At 36.6% G+C, this 18,783-nt stretch carries 16 protein-coding genes; 6 read left to right on the top strand and 10 right to left on the bottom strand.

Annotated elements, in window-relative coordinates; genetic code table 11:
- The first annotated feature begins 4 nt into the window (after positions 1-4).
- On the top strand, positions 5-211 hold the full coding sequence (locus tag AC27VX_RS15350) for a hypothetical protein (RefSeq protein WP_236855563.1): 207 nt from the start codon (positions 5-7) through the stop codon (positions 209-211).
- A gap of 201 nt (positions 212-412) precedes the next feature.
- Here the strand turns inward: AC27VX_RS15350 and AC27VX_RS15345 are convergent, their stop codons facing one another.
- Positions 413-1,609: an exo-beta-N-acetylmuramidase NamZ family protein gene (locus AC27VX_RS15345; RefSeq protein WP_236855564.1), complete on the bottom strand. Its 1,197-nt coding sequence runs from the start codon at positions 1,607-1,609 to the stop codon at positions 413-415.
- Positions 1,610-1,613: 4 nt separating this feature from the next.
- Between AC27VX_RS15345 and AC27VX_RS15340 the strand changes: the two genes are divergently transcribed.
- Both AC27VX_RS15340 and AC27VX_RS15335 read left to right on the top strand, forming a co-directional pair.
- The gene (locus tag AC27VX_RS15340; protein WP_488696490.1) at positions 1,614-2,843 is read left to right on the top strand and encodes an ABC transporter permease; all 1,230 of its coding nucleotides are present in this window, start codon (positions 1,614-1,616) and stop codon (positions 2,841-2,843) included.
- A 171-nt stretch (positions 2,844-3,014) separates the two neighbouring features.
- Positions 3,015-4,013, top strand: a complete 999-nt coding sequence (locus AC27VX_RS15335; RefSeq protein WP_236855566.1) for a PLP-dependent cysteine synthase family protein — start codon at positions 3,015-3,017, stop codon at positions 4,011-4,013.
- 92 nt (positions 4,014-4,105) lie between these two features.
- Here the strand turns inward: AC27VX_RS15335 and AC27VX_RS15330 are convergent, their stop codons facing one another.
- Genes AC27VX_RS15330 through AC27VX_RS15320 form a run of 3 tightly spaced genes read right to left on the bottom strand, consistent with a single transcriptional unit; the run spans position 4,106 to position 5,890 of the window.
- On the bottom strand, positions 4,106-4,633 hold the full coding sequence (locus tag AC27VX_RS15330; RefSeq protein ID WP_300689590.1) for a YcxB family protein: 528 nt from the start codon (positions 4,631-4,633) through the stop codon (positions 4,106-4,108).
- 36 nt (positions 4,634-4,669) lie between these two features.
- Complete coding sequence (locus AC27VX_RS15325; RefSeq protein ID WP_236855568.1) at positions 4,670-4,972, bottom strand: chaperone modulator CbpM; 303 nt, start codon at positions 4,970-4,972, stop codon at positions 4,670-4,672.
- Positions 4,973-4,975: 3 nt separating this feature from the next.
- Entirely contained in the window at positions 4,976-5,890 is a 915-nt protein-coding gene (locus tag AC27VX_RS15320; RefSeq protein ID WP_236855569.1) for a DnaJ C-terminal domain-containing protein, read from the bottom strand.
- Positions 5,891-5,984: 94 nt separating this feature from the next.
- Between AC27VX_RS15320 and AC27VX_RS15315 the strand changes: the two genes are divergently transcribed.
- Both AC27VX_RS15315 and AC27VX_RS15310 read left to right on the top strand, forming a co-directional pair.
- Complete coding sequence (locus AC27VX_RS15315; RefSeq protein ID WP_236855570.1) at positions 5,985-7,184, top strand: dicarboxylate/amino acid:cation symporter; 1,200 nt, start codon at positions 5,985-5,987, stop codon at positions 7,182-7,184.
- A 27-nt stretch (positions 7,185-7,211) separates the two neighbouring features.
- Complete coding sequence (locus AC27VX_RS15310) at positions 7,212-7,739, top strand: hypothetical protein (RefSeq protein ID WP_300689597.1); 528 nt, start codon at positions 7,212-7,214, stop codon at positions 7,737-7,739.
- 28 nt (positions 7,740-7,767) lie between these two features.
- Here the strand turns inward: AC27VX_RS15310 and AC27VX_RS15305 are convergent, their stop codons facing one another.
- The 3 genes from AC27VX_RS15305 to AC27VX_RS15295 form a co-directional block, all read right to left on the bottom strand.
- Positions 7,768-8,151: a DUF779 domain-containing protein gene (locus tag AC27VX_RS15305; protein WP_300689600.1), complete on the bottom strand. Its 384-nt coding sequence runs from the start codon at positions 8,149-8,151 to the stop codon at positions 7,768-7,770.
- Between the two features lie 98 nt (positions 8,152-8,249).
- A complete protein-coding gene (gene adhP / locus AC27VX_RS15300; RefSeq protein WP_236855573.1) occupies positions 8,250-9,284 on the bottom strand; it encodes an alcohol dehydrogenase AdhP in 1,035 nt (344 codons plus the stop codon).
- 252 nt (positions 9,285-9,536) lie between these two features.
- Complete coding sequence (locus tag AC27VX_RS15295; protein WP_236855574.1) at positions 9,537-11,066, bottom strand: aldehyde dehydrogenase family protein; 1,530 nt, start codon at positions 11,064-11,066, stop codon at positions 9,537-9,539.
- A 180-nt stretch (positions 11,067-11,246) separates the two neighbouring features.
- Between AC27VX_RS15295 and AC27VX_RS15290 the strand changes: the two genes are divergently transcribed.
- The gene (locus tag AC27VX_RS15290) at positions 11,247-12,173 is read left to right on the top strand and encodes an AraC family transcriptional regulator (RefSeq protein ID WP_488696485.1); all 927 of its coding nucleotides are present in this window, start codon (positions 11,247-11,249) and stop codon (positions 12,171-12,173) included.
- A 76-nt stretch (positions 12,174-12,249) separates the two neighbouring features.
- Here the strand turns inward: AC27VX_RS15290 and AC27VX_RS15285 are convergent, their stop codons facing one another.
- The 3 genes from AC27VX_RS15285 to AC27VX_RS15275 all read right to left on the bottom strand — a co-directional run bounded on the left by AC27VX_RS15285 (position 12,250) and on the right by AC27VX_RS15275 (position 18,783).
- A complete protein-coding gene (locus tag AC27VX_RS15285) occupies positions 12,250-13,869 on the bottom strand; it encodes a RagB/SusD family nutrient uptake outer membrane protein (RefSeq protein ID WP_488696483.1) in 1,620 nt (539 codons plus the stop codon).
- Between the two features lie 12 nt (positions 13,870-13,881).
- The gene (locus AC27VX_RS15280; protein ID WP_300689613.1) at positions 13,882-16,734 is read right to left on the bottom strand and encodes a SusC/RagA family TonB-linked outer membrane protein; all 2,853 of its coding nucleotides are present in this window, start codon (positions 16,732-16,734) and stop codon (positions 13,882-13,884) included.
- Between the two features lie 603 nt (positions 16,735-17,337).
- Positions 17,338-18,783: a RagB/SusD family nutrient uptake outer membrane protein gene (locus AC27VX_RS15275; protein ID WP_488696481.1), complete on the bottom strand. Its 1,446-nt coding sequence runs from the start codon at positions 18,781-18,783 to the stop codon at positions 17,338-17,340.

The following is an 18,783-nucleotide window of genomic DNA, read 5'->3' as shown; positions in this document are numbered from 1 at the left end:
CATAATGAAACCATTCGGAAAAAACCATATTATTATTTCAGTGATCACATTTGTGATTCTTTTTTTAATGAACTACATCGGGAATGATCTTCCGGATAAACTGCAAAGAGCTTTATTAACTGCTTTTGCAGGGGTTATAGGACTTACTGTAGGTTTGTTTATTATCAACAAAGGAAAAAATGATAAAAGTCCACCGCAGAACTTTGATTAATCAATCGTTGCTGGAGGATTAGATTTTAAGGGTTGAAAACTGGAAAACACAAGCCGGACACTCCTGTCAACTATTACAAAATAGAATTGCCTAAAAAAGAATAAAAAAATAAAGTACAGTTCAACACTGTACTTTATTTTTATTTTATCCATTTTACCGGCTTCATTAAAACCATAATTTTTATTTCAGAACTCAGATGAATTAATCTTCATAAACAATATATTGAGTTCTGATCTTTTCGAAACTTTCAAGATCTTTTTTCCATGAAGCTTTAATTTCCGGAATTGATTTTCCGGCAATGATCTGTTTTCTCAACTCATCAGTTCCGGATAAGGTATCGAACCAAAGGTTTTTCAGGAAGAAATCCAATTGAGGGTTTTTATAATTCTTATAGGCTTTGATTACCCATTCAAGGTTTAGCTCTCTTAAATTTTTAGGATAATTGGCAAGATTTTCCCCATAACACAATTTCCCGTTCAGGAAAGGATCTTTTGCCCCATAGCTTGGCTTAGGTGTAAACTGATAAGGCAGACTTTCCGTCCATGGGGATCCATAAATCTGGAAGGGTAAATCTGTTCCTCTCCCTACAGAAACCTGCGTTCCCTCAAAAAAGCACAGACTTGGATATAAATTGATTGCTTTATCATTGGGTAAATTAGGAGAAGGTTTGTCCAATATCGGATACCGCTGTTTCTTGTGATAATTCTTCATAGGAATAAGAGTGTACTTAGCCTGAACACCATTTTTAAGCCATCTTTCACCATTCACCATTTTTCCATACTCGCCTATGGTAAGCCCATATACCACAGGTACTTCATGCATCCCGACAAAGCTTGTCCATTTTTTTCGTAATACCGGCCCATCAGTATACCCATCGTGCGGATTTGGGCGGTCCAGTACCATTACCTCAACGTTATTTTCGGCACCTGCTTCCATTAGATAAGTCAGTGTAGAGATATACGTATAAAATCTTACACCTACATCCTGAATATCAAAAACTACAAGGTCAATTCCTTCCAATTGTTCTGGCTTTGGTTTTTTATTACTGGCATATAAAGAAATAATGGGAATTCCCGTTTTCACATCTACTCCATTCTTAACTTTTGCTCCTGCATCAGCATCTCCTCTGAAACCATGTTCCGGTGCAAAAATAGCTTTTATCTTCACTCCCTTTTTCACCAGAAAATCCACCAGATGTGTTCTGTCATTCATTAAACCGGTCTGATTGGTTACTACCCCAATTGTTTTACCTTTTAATAATGGTAAATATACATCAGGTTGATCAGCTCCGGTTTTAAAATCCGGTTGAACTTGAGTTTGAGAATAATATTGGTTGAATACTCCTAAAAAAATTAGGCAAATCAGAAGTAAATTTTTAATTTTGAAATCTAAATTCATAAGCTTGAAATTTCCTTTATATTTCTCTAGAAAAATAGCATTTTCCAAAGATAACAAAAATAACCTTTCAAGGGTTATCATCTTCATTGGCAGGCTTTCTGTAGCTTTGGGGATCATTGTCTCCTTAATTACCGTAGCCACAGGTTTTGGTTCCAAAAAAGCTATTAAAGAGAGACTTGCAGATTTCAGCGGACATATCACTATAAGATCCACACGGTCGAATTCATCTTACAATACTTCTGTTCTGGATAATCAGGGACTGAATATTGCAAAGATAAAAGAACTTCCTGATGTGGAAAGTATCCAAAAGTATGCAACAGTTACGGGAATTATGCGTAATGAGCATAATTTTGCAGGAATTATCTTTAAAGGAATCGGAAAGGATTTTGATAGTTTACGGTTCAAGAAATTTCTTATTGCCGGAACGACTCCAAAAGTAACGGAAAAGGGATTCAATAATGATGTTACCATTTCTCAAAAAGTTGCCAACGATCTTCACCTAAAAGTAAACGACAGCATTGTTACTGTATTTTCAAAAGCTGACCAAAAGCCTATCTATCGTAAATTCAGAGTTCTTGGAATCTACAGAACGGACATAAAAATGATTGATGATCAATTTGTTATCGGCGGAATCAATCATGTGAGAAAAATTCAGGATATGAAGTCTGATGAGATTGGTGGAATAGATATTTTCTTCAAAAACGTAAATGATATCGACAAAGATTTTCCTGAAATAGAAAAGCTGATCGGTTACAAGAACTATGCTGAAAAAGCGACAGAAAAATTCCCTCAGATCACCGACTGGATTAGTATTTTTGATACCAATATTGCTCTGATTATTATCATAATGCTGATTGTAGTCGTCATTAATATTATTATGGTTCTTCTGATCCTTATTATTGAAAGAACAAATTCTATCGGTTTGCTAAAAACATTAGGAGCCAGCAATTCACAGATCAGAGCAACCTTCATCAATTATACCCTGATTATTATGATACCAGGATTGTTGTACGGAAATGCTATAGGACTAGGCCTTATTTTGATTCAAAAATTCTTTGGAATTATAAAACTTAACCCGGAAAATTATTATGTAAGTACTGTTCCGGTAGACCTTAATCCTATTGCTATTATCTCTATCTCTGTAGGAATTCTGATTATTTCAGGATTAGCATTGATTATTCCTAGTTATCTGATCAGTAAGATTTCTCCGGTGAAGGCTATAAAATACAACTAACCGGATAATTGATAATTGATAATTGATAATTGATAATTGATAATTGATAATTGATAATTGAAAGTTATGGATCTCTTTTGAATTGTTTCAGTCTTGGTTATCTATTATCATGATCTTCCCACAGCGCAAATAATTTAAAAGCATTATCTTTGCACTGCTTATAAAACATTTATGAAATACGCAAAAAATATTCTTGAAACTATAGGTAATACACCACTGGTAAAACTTAACAAGGTACTTGGAGAAGATTTCCCGGCATTAGTTTTGGCAAAAGTAGAAACATTCAATCCCGGAAATTCCGTGAAGGACAGAATGGCTCTTAAAATGATAGAAGATGCTGAAAAAGACGGCAGATTAAAACCTGGAGGCACCATCATTGAGGGAACTTCCGGAAATACAGGAATGGGATTGGCACTTGCTGCGATCATCAAAGGCTACAAATGTATTTTTGTAACCAATTCCAAGCAGTCAAAAGAGAAATGTGATATTCTTCGTGCTGTAGGAGCTGAAGTAATTGTATGCCCTACAGATGTGAAACCTACAGATCCGCGTTCTTATTATTCAGTTTCCAAAAGACTGGCAAAAGAAACAGAAAACGGATGGTATGTAAACCAATATGACAACTTATCCAACAGAACAGCCCATTACGAATCAACAGCTCCTGAAATATGGGAACAGACAGAAGGAAAGCTGACTCACTTTGTAGCGGGAGCAGGAACAGGAGGTACAGTTACAGGATGTGGAACTTTCTTTAAAGAAAAGAATCCAAACATCAAAGTAATCGGAGTTGATACCTATGGTTCTATCCTGAAGGAATTCCATGAAACTGGAGAACTTCATTATGATCATGCCTATACTTATATTACAGAAGGAATTGGGGAAGATATTATTCCTGAGAACTATGATATGGCTGTCATCGACCATTTTGAAAAAGTTACAGATAAAGATGGTGCTGTGTATGCCAGAAAACTGGCTAAAGAAGAAGGTATTTTCTGTGGATATTCTGCAGGGAGTGCAATTGCGTCATTGATCCAGATGAAAGATCAGTTCACGAAAGATGATGTTATAGTTGTTTTACTTCACGACCATGGCTCCAGATATGTAGGAAAAATCTACAATGACGAGTGGATGAAGGAAATGGGCTGGCTGGAAGAAAACAAAGAAGGCTAAATAGTACTGAAAAGCGGATAAAACAAATCAAATGATTTATAAACCCGCTGATAGATAAAAAAACCGGAGCAAAGTTATTTTGCTCCGGTTTTTTATAGTTTGATATTTTCTTTACACGTTTTCTTGAGAAAACTATATTCTTTTTCACTCATAGACTTTTTAGGAAACATATAGCTGTACTTTCCTTCGAGAGAAATGAAATCATTATTGCTGTCAACATATTCAAAATCTTTCCACTCACTGGTCTCTTTTTCTCCGTCAATGTTCACTGTAAAAAAATTCTGATCAAATCTGATCTCATATGTCTTACATTTTTCAAGTACTTTTAAATAATTGCTTACCTGTTTTTTCCATCTTGAGACTTTATTAATACTTACAGATAAGAAAATGGCACAAAGCAAAAATATAAAGCTAAGGAAATATAAAACTCCTACACTATCCTTGCTCAGACTATCTTTAAAAAGAAATACGATCAGTAAAATAATCACTGATACAATAGTCATGATCGTTTTACTTTTAGTGGTTGGAGAAAAAAGCAGACTTCCCTGGTTACCACTAAAATAAATATCTTCAAAAATTTTTCTCTCCGGTTTTAAGGTAATCACCTTCTCCTCACTCATATTATAGAATTTGCTTTAAAAAGCTACAAAACTAAACTAAATATCTTCATATTGATCACTTATTGCAGAAAGTTTATTCATTAATTCTCTATTTCTTCTGTTTAAAGCATCCAGCTTTTTCAGCATATTATGAACTACTTCCAAGCCGGGCAGATTGATCTCAAGATCATAATGCCAGTTGGCGAATTTTTCAAGATCCGGCAAATCTTCATACGTCAGATACTGAATATCATTTTCTATCTGAATATGAAGCAGACCATAATCTACCAGTTCATCAAAAAAAGTAATTTCTATGTTATAAATTTTTACGAGCTCTTCCCGTGATATTCTTTCACTCATAGCTTAGGAATTTTTTAGTTGTTCAAAAAGTTCTTTCTGCTTTTCTGTAAGATTGGTAGGCAGTTTCACTTCGTAGGTCACAAAAAGGTCTCCATATTCTCCTTCTTTTCTGTAGACAGGGAATCCTTTTCCTTTCAATCTTACGGTAATTCCGGTTTGAGTTTCCGGTTTTACTTTAAGATTTACGCTTCCGTCTAAAGTATTCACTTTTATATCACCTCCTAAAACAGCGGTATAAAGATCTATCGTCACTTTAGTTTTCAGATCATTACCAACTCTTTCAAAATCCGGATCCACGGGAATATTAAAAGTAATATATAAATCCCCGTTAGGACCTCCGTTTACGCCCGGATTTCCATGTCCTTTTAATTTGATCTGCTGTCCGTCATAGACTCCTGCAGGAATAGTAATTCTTACTTTCTTTCCATTGATTTCAAAGGTTTGGGGATGTGTTTTGGCAGCATCTCTTAAATTTAGGTTCAACTCAGCCTGTATATCCTGGCCTTTGAACTTTCCTGAAGCCCTTCCTTTTGAACTTTTCCCAAATCCTCCTCCCGCTCCACCGAACATACTCTGGAAGAAATCTGAAAAATCTTCCCCTTCACCAAAATCGGTTCCGGAGAAATCTCCTCCATAGTTCTGTTGCTGCTGATATTGTCTTTGTTGCTGCTGAGCTTTCTCATATTCTTCGCCATGCTTCCAGTTTTCACCGTACTTATCGTATTTGGAACGATTTTCGGGATTGCTGAGAACTTCATTGGCTTCATTCAGCTCTTTGAATTTTCTTTCTGACTCCTTATCATCAGGATTAAGGTCCGGATGCAGTTTTCTGGCCAGTTTTCGATACGCCTTTTTAATGTCATCCTGGGTTGCGCTTTTATCTACGCCTAAAATTTTATAGTAATCTATATAAGCCATAGAAACGTTGTTTACTCAAATTTATGAAATTTAGGCCTGAAAATTGTATAACGAAGTGTTAAAAATAAACTTATCTTTGATAAAAAGTGCCCCCATGAAAGAGGTATTGAAAAACTATTCCGGAATTATATTTTTACTTTTAGGAATTACTGTTGGAAGCATCATAGGAATTGTAGCTCCGAATTTTGTAGAATATATTAAACCATTGGGAGATATTTTCCTTAATCTTCTTTTTGTAAGTGTGGTACCTCTTGTATTTTTTGCGGTATCCAACTCCATTGCCTCTCTGGAACAGCAGTCCAAGTTTGGGAAAATCATTCTTACCATGTCCCTTACTTTCTTATTTTTTATTCTGACAGCAGCTATTTTCACCATTTGTGCTGTTTATCTTTTTCCTGTTTCCGGAATTTCGGGAAGTTCTGAAATAATGAATGAAGCCGCTGATCAGGAAAGCTGGGGCAACAGAATTGTAAGCTTCTTTACTGTAGGAGAATTTACAGAGCTTTTCTCACGAAGAAATATGCTCGCGCTTTTGGTATTCGCTTTCCTTACAGGCTTTGCTGCGAGAAAAACCGGAGAGAAAGGTCAGCCGTTCAGAGTTTTTATCGCTTCAGGATATGAAGTAATGAAAGAGCTGCTTTTACTGGTAATGAAGCTTGCTCCGATTGGTCTAGGGGCTTATTTTGCTTATCAGGTGGCTACTTTGGGGCCGCAGCTTTTCGGGTTTTATGCTAAGCCTTTAGGTCTTTACTATATTGCAGGAATAGTTTATTTCCTTGTTTTCTTTTCAATATATGCCTTTATGGCGAGTGGTCAGAAAGGAGTTAAAAGTTTCTGGAAAAATGCAATCTACCCCACTCTTACAGCAATAAGTACCTGCAGCAGTTTTGCTACGATGCCTGCAAATTTACAGGCAGCATCCAAGATCGGGATCCCCAATTCAATTGCTAATCTGGTAATTCCTATTGGGACAACTTTGCATAAAAATGGATCGTCCATGTCATCCATTATCAAAATCTATGTCGCTTTTTTAATTATTGGAAAAGATTTCTTTGATCCGGCTAATTTACTTCTGGCATTAGGAATCACAGTATTTGTAAGTATAGTAGCGGGTGGCATTCCCAATGGCGGGTATATTGGTGAGATGCTGATGATCTCTGTTTATAAGCTGCCACAGGAAGCGATACCGGCTGTCATGATTATCGGAACATTAGTAGATCCTCTAGCAACTGTACTGAATGCGGTGGGAGATATTGTCGCGGCCATGTTTGTCAACCGGTTTGTCAAGGTCTGAATTTATTTATAAAACTCTTTCTGCACAATGAATTCATTGTTAAAAAATATCGGTTTATATGACCAGTCTTACATTGAGGTCAATACAGCCAGAACTGAGCTGGTTCAGAACTTATGGAAAATAACGTATAAAACCAATACAACCTTCATATCGCTGATAAGAGACCCTGCTATCCCCACAAGGTTTGAATACCGGGGGAAAATTGAAGAAAACAGCTTTACAATTAAGACAAGAAGGCGTTTCTTTGATATCAATATGAATTATCCGGTGATAAAAGGAAGCCTGCATGATCAGAATAATATAACAATCGTTTCTATAGAATATATCCCTACCTTATTTCAAATTTTCACCTTCATACTTTTATTGTGCTTTTTTTTATTCGCGGTAGCCGTTAATATAAAAAATAGCGGTGAAGATTCTGTTTTTATTGGAATCTCATCTATAATGGCAGTAAGTCACTATTTCGTTTTGAAAAGAGAGATTACAAGAGGTAAATATGATTTTGAAAAAGTGATTGGTAATATTACTCAAAAGGATTTTTCTGTAACACACTAAAAGCAATACATTTCTATCTATTGAAGTTTTATTCGCTTCGTTGTACAGGTTCTAAATTTTCATATTCTTCAGGTGTAAAAAGTCTATAATGAACTTTAAAGGTTTTGCCTAAAGGGGTTTCAAGAGAAAAGCCTCCGGGACCGACCCCATCTGTAACATCCAGTGTGAAGTGTGAATATTTCCAGTACTCAAAAAGATCGCGGTCTATCCAGAATTCATATCCATTGATCGTTCCAATCATTGCATCATTCATTCTGGGAAAAAATCCTCCTTTTTCGAAACACTGCGGCTGTGTCCCTTCGCAGCATCCTCCTGCCTGATAAAACATCAATGCTCCATATTTATCTTCCAGCTCGCGTATGACTTCAAGAGCTTCTTCTGTTGCGGACAGTCTTTGTATCTTTGCTTCCATTTTTACTATTTTAACCTTATAAAGAAAGATATTCTTTCTTGTTTAAAAAAAGATCCCGGTAAAATAAATGATTACCGGGATCAGAAACACAACATTATCTAATTTGAGCCGGCAATATCTAAAACGATTCTGCCATCAATCTGTCCTTTTTTCATTTTGTCAAAAACATCATTAATATCTTCTAATTTCGCAGCAGTCACAGTAGCTTTCACAAGCCCTTCATTAGCAAAATCTAAAGCTTCCTGCATATCTTTTCTGGTTCCTACAATAGATCCTCTTACTGTAATTCTTTTTAAAACAGTCTCAAAAATAGGAAGTTCAAATGATCCGGGAGGAAGCCCGTTAAGGGCAATGGTTCCTTTTCTTCTCAGCACATCTATTCCCTGCTTGAAAGCTATTGGAGAGACCGCAGTGATCAATGCACCGTGCATTCCGCCTACTTCTTTATGTAAATATTCTCCTGGATCAGTATTTTTAGCATTGACTACAAGATCTGCTCCTAATTTTTTGGCGAGATCAAGCTTATCGTCTGATACGTCAATAGCTGCCACGTGCATTCCCATTGCTTTCGCATACTGAACTGCTACGTGTCCTAATCCTCCGATTCCTGAGATGGCTACCCATTCTCCCGGTTTTGTCTCTGTTTCTTTTAATCCTTTATAAACCGTAACACCGGCACATAAGATAGGTGCTATTTCCAAAAAGTTAACATCAGATTTTAAATGTCCTACGTATCTGGAATCTGCAATCACATATTCTGCAAAACCTCCGTCTACACTATAACCTCCATTTTTCTGAGCCTCGCAAAGGGTTTCCCATCCCGTGATACAGTAATCACAGCATCCACAGGCACTGTACAGCCATGGAACTCCTACCGCATCTCCTTCTTTTACGAAAGCTTCAGGTCCACAGGCCACTACAATTCCTACTCCTTCATGTCCCGGGATAAGAGGCATTTTAGGTTTTGCAGGCCAGTCACCATCTACCGCATGTAAGTCGGTATGGCAAACTCCACAGGCAATTACTTTTACCAATACTTCATATCTTCCAGGTGCTCTTACAGGAACTTCTTCTATTTTCAGGGGTTGGCCGTAGCCTTGAACTACCGCGGCTTTCATTGTTTTTGGAATCATATTTTATTTTTTGAGTTAGGTTTTTACAGGCAAATCTGTAATGATGTCTGTAAAAGTTGGTAATCAGATTTACTATTTTCAATTAATAATCAATCCATAAGACTGATATTATTCTGCGTGAGGGATAGGAAGGGCGGCGAGGAACGAGCCGGTGCGCAATGTAATGGAGCACCGAAACGAAGTGCAGCCCTGGATAGCCCGACCGACTTCCCCGGAAAAGCCAGGGCAGTCGGGCACGTCCTAAAATTAATATTAAAAGAATCCTAATTTGTTTTTGTTGTAGGATATCAACATATTTTTAGTCTGACGGTAATGGTCAAGCATCATCTTATGATTTTCCCTTCCTATCCCCGACTGCTTATACCCTCCAAAAGGCGCTCCTGCCGGATAAGAGTGATATTGGTTTACCCATACTCTTCCCGCCTCAATCTGGCGCGGAATATTGTACAACTGGTGTGCATCCCTAGTCCATACTCCGGCTCCAAGGCCATAAATGGTGTCATTCGCAATTTTTACGGCTTCCTCTTCATCTTTAAATGTCGTAAAAGCGAGTACCGGACCAAAAATTTCCTCCTGGAAGATTCTCATCTTATTATGTCCTTTGAAAATGGTAGGCTGAATATAGAAACCTTCATCAAGGTCTTCTCCCAGATGATTAACTTCTCCCCCAACCAATACTTCTGCTCCTTCATCTTTCCCTAACTGAATGTAAGAAAGTATTTTATCTTTCTGAATCTTTGAAGCCTGCGCTCCCATCATCACGGTTTTATCCAATGGATTTCCGACTTTGATTGCTTTTACTCTTTCAATTACTTTTTCAATAAAAGCATCAGCGATATCTTCCTGAACCAGCAATCTGGAAGGGCAGGTACAGATTTCTCCCTGATTAAGCGCAAAAAGAACGGCTCCTTCAATAGCTTTGTCTAGAAATTCATCATCGGCATCCATCACTGAGGTAAAGAAAACATTCGGTGATTTCCCTCCCAATTCCAGTGTTACCGGAATAATATTTTCTGTTGCATACTGCATTACGAGGCGTCCTGTAGCTGTGGAACCGGTAAAAGCTGCTTTTGCCACTTTAGGATTGGTCACCAAATGACGTCCCAGTTCTGCTCCAAATCCGTTAACGATATTCACTACTCCTGCCGGTAAAAGATCTCCTATTAATTCCATCATCACCATAATGGAAACAGGTGTACTTTCTGCGGGTTTTAAAACGACACAGTTACCTGCTGCCAATGCCGGTGCCAGCTTCCATACTGCCATCAGGATCGGAAAATTCCAAGGGATGATCTGCGCAATTACTCCAAGAGGTTCGTGTACAATAAGAGAAACGGTATCTTTATCCAGTTCGTTATGAGAGCCTTCATCTGCACGAATCACGGAAGCAAAGTATCTGAAGTGATCGATAGCCAACGGCATATCTGCTGCAAGGGTTTCTCTCACTGCTTTACCATTGTCTATCGTTTCTACTGTAGCAAGATATTCCAGATTTTGTTCTATTCTGTCTGCAATTTTGTTCAGAATAATACTTCTTTCTGTGGATGAGGTATTTTTCCAGCTTTGAAATGCTTTTTCAGCAGCATCTACAGCGAGTTCCAAATCTTCTTTGGATGAATGGGCTACCTGAGTAAAAGTTTTTCCGTCAACGGGAGATATTACATCAAAATACTGCCCTTTAACGGGTGGTGTGAATTTTCCGTCAATATAATTATCATATCTGCTTTTGAACTCGGGGCGTTGCAAAAGGGTTGCTGGTCTTGGTTCTGTAAGAGTGCTCATATTAGTATTGTTTTAATTTTTCAATAATGCCAAATTACAGGTACACAAAAAAAAACAATAGCACAATCGTACAAAAAAAGTGCAGAATAATGCAGACAACCAATTTTATAATTTTCTTAACAACAATATACCGTCAAATTTTCTATATTTGAGTTACCTGCTTCTTAAAAATATTTAGAAATGAATAACAATAGTCCTATTTTATTGAATACTCCTGAATTAAGGAAAGAAAACCAACTATTGAGTCTTGTTGAGAACCAGACCAAATTCAATCTAAATAATTGTGAGTTCAGTATTTATGAGACACATAAAGCTGCTTTTGGGGTAAAGCTTCATTTTGAAAATATAGCATTTACTGCTATGCTCCAGGGTAAAAAACACATGAAACTGGATAAAAAGACAACCTATTTTGATTATTTTCCGGGCGAAAGTATTTTGGTTGCTCCCGGGGAAACGATGGTGATCGATTTTCCTGAAGCTGATGAAACCCCTACACAATGTATTTCTTTAAGTTTAAATCCTGATTTTATAGAGGATTCACTCAATTATTTAAACTACCATCTTCCTAAAGCAGATGAAGATTCACAATGGAATATCCAACTGGAAGAATACTTTCTTTTTAATAATAAAGCCTTGGCTTCTGCCACCAACAATATTATGAGAATTGCTATGGATGACAATTCTCAGAAGGATATCATGGCCGATTTTGCCTTAAAGGAACTCCTGATCAGACTGATGCAAACACAGGCAAGGAGTATGGTAGAGAAAAATATTGTAAAAAACAGATCCAAAATAGGTTTTGTAGTGGATTATATCAAAAGAAATCTACATCAGAAACTTTCTATTGAGAGTATTGCAAAGCTTGCTTATGTGAGCAAGTCTAATTTCTTTAAAATGTTTAAAGATGAGTTCGGAACTTCTCCGAATGATTTTATTCTACAGGAAAGAATTAACAGGGCTAAAGAATTACTAGCGGGTCAAAACAGTATCAAGGAGACGGCTTACCAAACCGGATTTTCGGATACCAATTATTTTACACGTGTATTCAAACAGCTGGTAGGGGTTACTCCCAAAAGCTATCAGAATGGTATCGTATATTCTGAATAAGTGATCAGCCATTCTATTGATAAAAAAAATCCCCTGAAGTAAAACTTCAGGGGTATTTTAATTAAAATAACAAGGATTAGTATCCGTCGTTTTGTTTAACATTCGGGTTTGCCGAAACTTCTTTAATAGGAATAGGTAAAGTATATCTATAGTCCCCGTTTGGAAGATTTTCAACTGCAACGACGTCATCTGTAGCGTTTCTGTCCATAGCCACATTTGCAGCTACTGCAAGTCTCTTCAAGTCAACATAACGGTGTCCTTCAAGTGCTAATTCAACTCTACGCTCTTTCAAAATATCTGCGTAGGCTACCTGAGTACTAGAATAAGCAGGCGTTACTGCAGCATTCTGGAAGTTTCTAGCTTCTCTTACTTTCTGAATCAGGTCATGAGCCGTTGAAAGGTTTCCTGCTGCCACTTCAGCTTCAGCTAAAATGAAATACATTTCTGATAATCTGAAAACTTTCACATCATTTCTGGTAGCGATACCTGTTTTACCAGGATATTTATCAATTACCAACCCATCATTTCTTGTATTTCCGTCTACCGCAGTAGCATAGTTATTATTTGCCTTTGAGCTAGGATCTACATAAGCATATCTTCTGATATCCCCAGGCGTATTGTTGAATATATTATATAAATTTCTTCCCCAGAACCACATTGGTGAACCACTTAGCTGAGACTGGTTGGTATTCCATTTTGAGCCGATACTTCCTCCTGCTCCTAACGGGAGTCTGTTCAGAGAGAATATAATCTCGCCTTTTGCAGAATCATTCCAAAGGTTTCTATATGGGTTGAAAGAAGTAGCAACATTGTAAAACTCTTTAGCCCAGGTAGTTGTAGCAGAACTTGCATCAATAACAGGAGCAGTTGCAGTTACCGCAGGATTAGCGATAGTCAGACTTAATTTTGATCCTGTAATTACTTCGTTTGCATATTGTTTTGCTAAAGGCATATTTCCTCTATACAGATTAAAACGAGCTGTTACAGAGTTTACAAATCCTTTATCAGCAAAATATCTTGCTCCTTGGTCACCAGCAGCAGAATACGTTAATATTCCTCTTGCATAATCTAAGTCAGCATTAATAAAATCATAGATATCCTGATTTTTAGCTCTTGGCAATTGTGCATCTGTAGAAGGAACATCTTTCAGAAGAATTACTCCTAAAGCATTAGGATTTTTCATATCACTTGAAAAATAAGCCTCTAACTGTACATAGCAATATGCTCTTATAGCTCTGGCCTGCGCCAGGATCTTATTATATTGATCCTTCTCTTTATCAGTAGCAGGGGTAATTTTCTGTGCACCTTCCAATAGTCTGTTGATTCTGTTAATAACTTTGTAATTATTTAACCAGATCCCGTCACTGGAAGCTGTTCCTACAGTACCTCCTGTTACAACAGGACTAGCAGGATCAAGGAAAAATCTGTGTAGAGAATATTCCTGTCCACCACTTGCAGAACCAGGTTTTACTTCGTCTGTAAATACGGCTGTAAAATAAATCTCATCCATTGGATCAAGCTGAGCATACACAGATCCATTCAGAACTTCTCCTAAATTGGCAACACTTGTATACAAATCCTTCTCCTGTAACTCTCCCGCCTGTTTAATATCAAGTGCATCCTGACAGCTGTTCAAAGTAAATGCTGCAGATGATAAAGTTACTACAATTAAAACTGTATTTATTATTCTTTTCATAATTCTTCTCTATTAAAAATCAACATTTAAACCTACCGATACGGTTTTTGGGTTAGGATAGACATTTAGTGAATACGAAGTAATTGGTTCCGGATCAAATCCTTTCCATTTTGTCCATGTATAAAGGTTTTCTGCCTGAACAAATACTTTAATTCCTTTTACAGGCAGCTTACCCAGCTGTTCTTTGCTAAAGTTATATCCTACGGAAACATTCTTAAGTCTGATAAAGTCTGATCTGCGTAAGAATCTGTCTGAAGAACCTAAGCTTAAGTTTCTTGCTCCTAATGCAGGTACATCAGTATTTGTATTCTGAGGCGTCCATGCATTCAACAGATCTGCAGAAAGGTTTCTGGTAGCTGCTGCATTCGGATCCATTAACCAAGAGTTTAGGTTATCATAAATCCATCCTCCCTGCTGATAAGAGAATAGCGTGTCAAGGAACCAACCTTTATGCTGGAAGTTAAATCCAAAACCTCCTGTAAATTTGGCATAACGTGATTTTCCAGTCAATCTTCTGTCAGAAGATGTAGGAGCTTCAGTTACGTTTCCGTTTTTATCAAGGAACTGTAGGTTTCCATTGTTAGGATTTACTCCTAAATATGGGTATAACTGATACTGACCAGCCGGCCCTCCAATTGCATTTACGACATCACCAGCCAGGTTTTCACTACCCATTGATACGATTTTGTTGGAGTTATAAGCTGCGTTAGCGAAGATTGATAATTTTGTATTTGCAGTTTTGATCGCATTATATCTGATCAACCCTTCAATACCTTTGTTATCAAGAATCCCGTCATTTCCTCTGATTGAATAGTAACCTGTAACAGATGACTTCTGAAGATCGTTGAACATTCTTGTTGTTCTCTTCTGATAGTAATCAACACTACCTTCAATCAAGCCTTTGTAGTTAAAATCTAACCCGATGTTGCTCTGCTTTACCTGTTCCCACTTTAGGTAAGGGTTTGATAAGTTAGTAAAGTTGTATCCTAACATATTCTGATATCCTGATATACCAGAATAAAGATCAAGGAAATTATTTGGAAGTAGAGCTAATGGATTAGAATTATCAGTAGCAATTCCTAAGTTCTGGTTACCTGTAGTACCAATTGAAGCTCTTAGCTTAAGTAATCTGAATCCTGAATTAGCCATGAAATCTTCTTTGTCAATATTCCATCTTGCTGCCACAGACCAGAAAGTTTCCCATCTGTTAGTAGGAAGGAAACGATAAGAACCGTCTCTTCTTACCACCCCACTTACTCCATATTTATCTTTGTAGTCATAGTCTAGTGTCCCAAAATAAGCAAGAGTTCCGGCTGTTACTTTAGAAGCACTTACTGAAGGTCTGTAATAGTTGGGAGTATCCGGGTTAAAAGGAATATAACCTGTTCCTGCTCCAAATTCCCATTGTAATGGGTTCAGACCATTTTGTCTTTGAAACGTTGAACTTACATGGGCTTTGATATAATCCATGTACGCAGATGCACTAATTGTATGATCTCCAAAAGACTTATTGAACGTAATGTTCGTAATCGTGTTGAATGTCAAATCATCTGTTGTGGTGAAGTCTTCACTTCCTCCATAAGTGGATCCGTCACTATTGGCAACGCTAATAGAAAGGTAGCCTAGCGGGGATCTTGCAAAGGTTCTGTTATACTGCTTGTATTCAATACCTGTTCTGTTTCCAACACTTAAGTAATCAGTAATTTTATAATTTACATTGGCATTGGCAGAAATACTTAATTCTGTAAATCTGTTTCTGATTCCACCATTGATGTTATCCTGAAGAATCCATTGTCTATTATTGGTTGCATCTGTTCCGATAGCATTGAAAAGCTCTCTTCCGTTTGCATAAGGCGATGGGCCTATGTACGGTCTTGACAGTATTCCTCCGAATAATGGATTCTGAAGAGTATTATTGGAAATTCCTGTGTTCGTTTCATCATCTAATTGATTTCTTTTGGAATATCCCAGACCGATGATAGCACCGAAAGTTAATTTTCCGTCTTTAGACTTACCATTAAGGTTATTTCTTAGTGTAAATCTTTTGAAATCTGTAGATTTTACAGTACCCTCACTGTCTAAATATCCTAAAGATAGGAAGTTGTTGACATTTTCTCCACCTCCGGTGATTGATAAGTTATGCTGCTGAGAGATACCGATACGTGTAAACTGTTTATTCCAGTCTGTATTGGTGCCCCAGTTATTAATCTGGTCTTGTGATAAACTACCGCCAAATCCTGTTTTCAAATTCTTTTGAATCTGTAATAATTGCTGGCCACTTGCTGCATTGTAATCATTTCCAGGAAGCTTACTGAAGGACGTTAATGCATCATAAGAAACCTTTAATCCTGAATTAAACTTCCCTCCTTTTGTTGTAATTACCACAACTCCATTCGCCGCTCTGTTACCATAGATTGCCGTAGCCTGAGCATCTTTCAAAATACTGAACGTATCAATATCATAGGAGTTCAGGTTTCTGAATTGAGATCCTGAAGTAATTACCCCATCTATTACATATAGAGGATCTGTAGATCCATTAAGAGAACTTGTTCCTCTAATTAGGATATTAAACTTTCCTGACCCCGGAGAACCTGAAGCGGAATTTACTACAATACCCGGCGCTGTACCCTGAATTGAGTTTAGTACCGAAATATTCGGTCTGTTTTCTAGGGTTTCAGAACCTACTGTTACCGAAGATGTTGTAGTCTTAGCTTTTGTAGCTGTTTTACTATACCCTAAAACAACTACTTCCTCAATTTTAGTCTCTTTGTCCTTACCGTTCTTAGATTCTTTTTCTTGAGCAAATACAGCCTGTCCTGTAAAAAACAAGACACCAGCTGTTAAAACACGCAGTTTCACATTCATATTAACAAATTTTAATATATTGAAGTGACAAATATGTTAATAAATATTAACAACATCAATTTGTTAAAAGGTGAAAAACCGCTGTCAGAAAAGGAATATCCTAAGTAATACCCCCAAAACGATAAAGATTTTTTTTAATTGTATTTGAAATTTTAGCGAAAAATAAACTATTTCAAATATTATGAGAATTTTAATAAATATTAAAATTAAAATTAAAATCAACCATTACACAATATATAGTAAAAAAAATAAACATAAAATATGATAATGGATGAAAAATATAAAACAAAGCAGCATCCGTTTTTCAGTAAAATGGTGTATAATAAAGGGAATTTGTATTGTAATTATATTAAAAATGATCTTATAAAAAACAGGAAGACTATCTTAAAAGATAACCTTCCTAAAGCTAAAAATTAAAAATTTGTTAATAATATATCAAAAGTTTAGTACAAATCAGTCCAAAGTAGAAAATTGCTTTTAACTGATTTTTAGCTAACCTTTAATATCCTGGATTTAATAATTGTCATCTTCTTATCTCGGAACATCTAAAGGATTATCCATAATTTTTTTCTACATTTTTATAACAGCCTATATAAATGAAAATTAAGGATTTTGCGTCACGTCTGGGTTTGCTAATATTTCAGACTGTGGAATTTGGAAAGTAAACCTTGGATCTCCAGCGGGTATATTTAGTTTACCAACTAATAGATTATGATTAGTTCCTGGATAGTCTCTTGTTAGAGCCACACCTAACCTCTTCATATCAAACCAAGCACAGCCTTCTCCCCATAATTCAATTCTTTTCTGAAGAATAATTTCGTTGATAAGAGCATTACCAGAGGCAGTTACAATATAACTTGGATCTCTCAAAACCGTAATTTCACTTAATAATGTTCTGGCCTGAGTTTCGTCTCCTAATTTCGCCAAAGCTTCTGCTTCAATATAATACATTTCAGATGCTCTCATATAAACATAATCGCCACCATTACCAACAGATTGATCTCTAAATTTCAGATTAGCATATTTTGGCAACTTGTAAGGTACCGCATTATTGGCTGGCTGATATACAGTCTTTCTATAATCTGTAACAGAAATAGCATCATATAATCTTTTATCAATAGACTTATAAATACCTAAACCTCCTGCATAGCCTGCTGGGTTAGTATTATCAAAGTGAGAAAAGAAACTTGCGACAAAAGATGAAGTTTCAGATGTGATAATTCCTCCCCACATTATATCAGGATTGGAATTTAAATCATAAAATCCATCCTTCCATTGAGCCTCTGTAGGCTGAGTATATAGCTCTCTAGCAAGGTTTGCCATTGAAGCAGCCTGAGTATAATTACCCATTTCTAAAGAAACTTCGGCTAAAAATGCTTGAGCAATGCTTTTATCAATTTTTTCTTTATTTATTCTAGAAAACCCTTCTAAGTTTACGATAGCCTTAGATAAATCTGCCGTAATTTGTGCATATACCTCACCAACAGTTGCTCTAGGCTTCCCTTCAAGAGATGCTTTTATATAGAGAGGTACACATGCTGCAGAGGTATTTCCAACATAAGTAGGACCAAAGATTCTAGCTAGCATAAAATAACAATATCCTCTTACCGCCAGAGCCTGGCCATACATTGATTTATTCTCTTCAGTAAGTCCATTTTCTTCTATGGCGTTAATCACATTATTGGCAGCTTTAATTTGTTGATAATATACTTTCCATGCAAATAAAGTTCTTGTTGAGGTTTGCACTCTTCCAGTATAACTATAAAAAGCAACAAAAAAATGACTGGCAGTCTGCAGCATATCGTTAGACATCATATCCATTCCTGAAAGAATTCCTTTATGACCAAAATCCTCATGGTTTCCTGGTGAAGCCAAACCATAAGTGTGAAGACTTGTATAGATACCATCTACCAAACCCTGTAAAGCCGCAGGCGAAGTAGCTAACTGTTCATTATTAATTGTTGATTCTAAATCTGTATCTAAATAATTTTGCCCACATCCTGTAAGGACTAATACTGAACATAATAATATACCAAATACTTTTTTCAT

The sequence above is a fragment of the Chryseobacterium sp. 14P4.3.2 genome (genome assembly GCF_057799275.1).
Note: the sequence above shows the minus strand (reverse complement) of the source record. Positions and strands in the feature narration are given on the sequence as shown.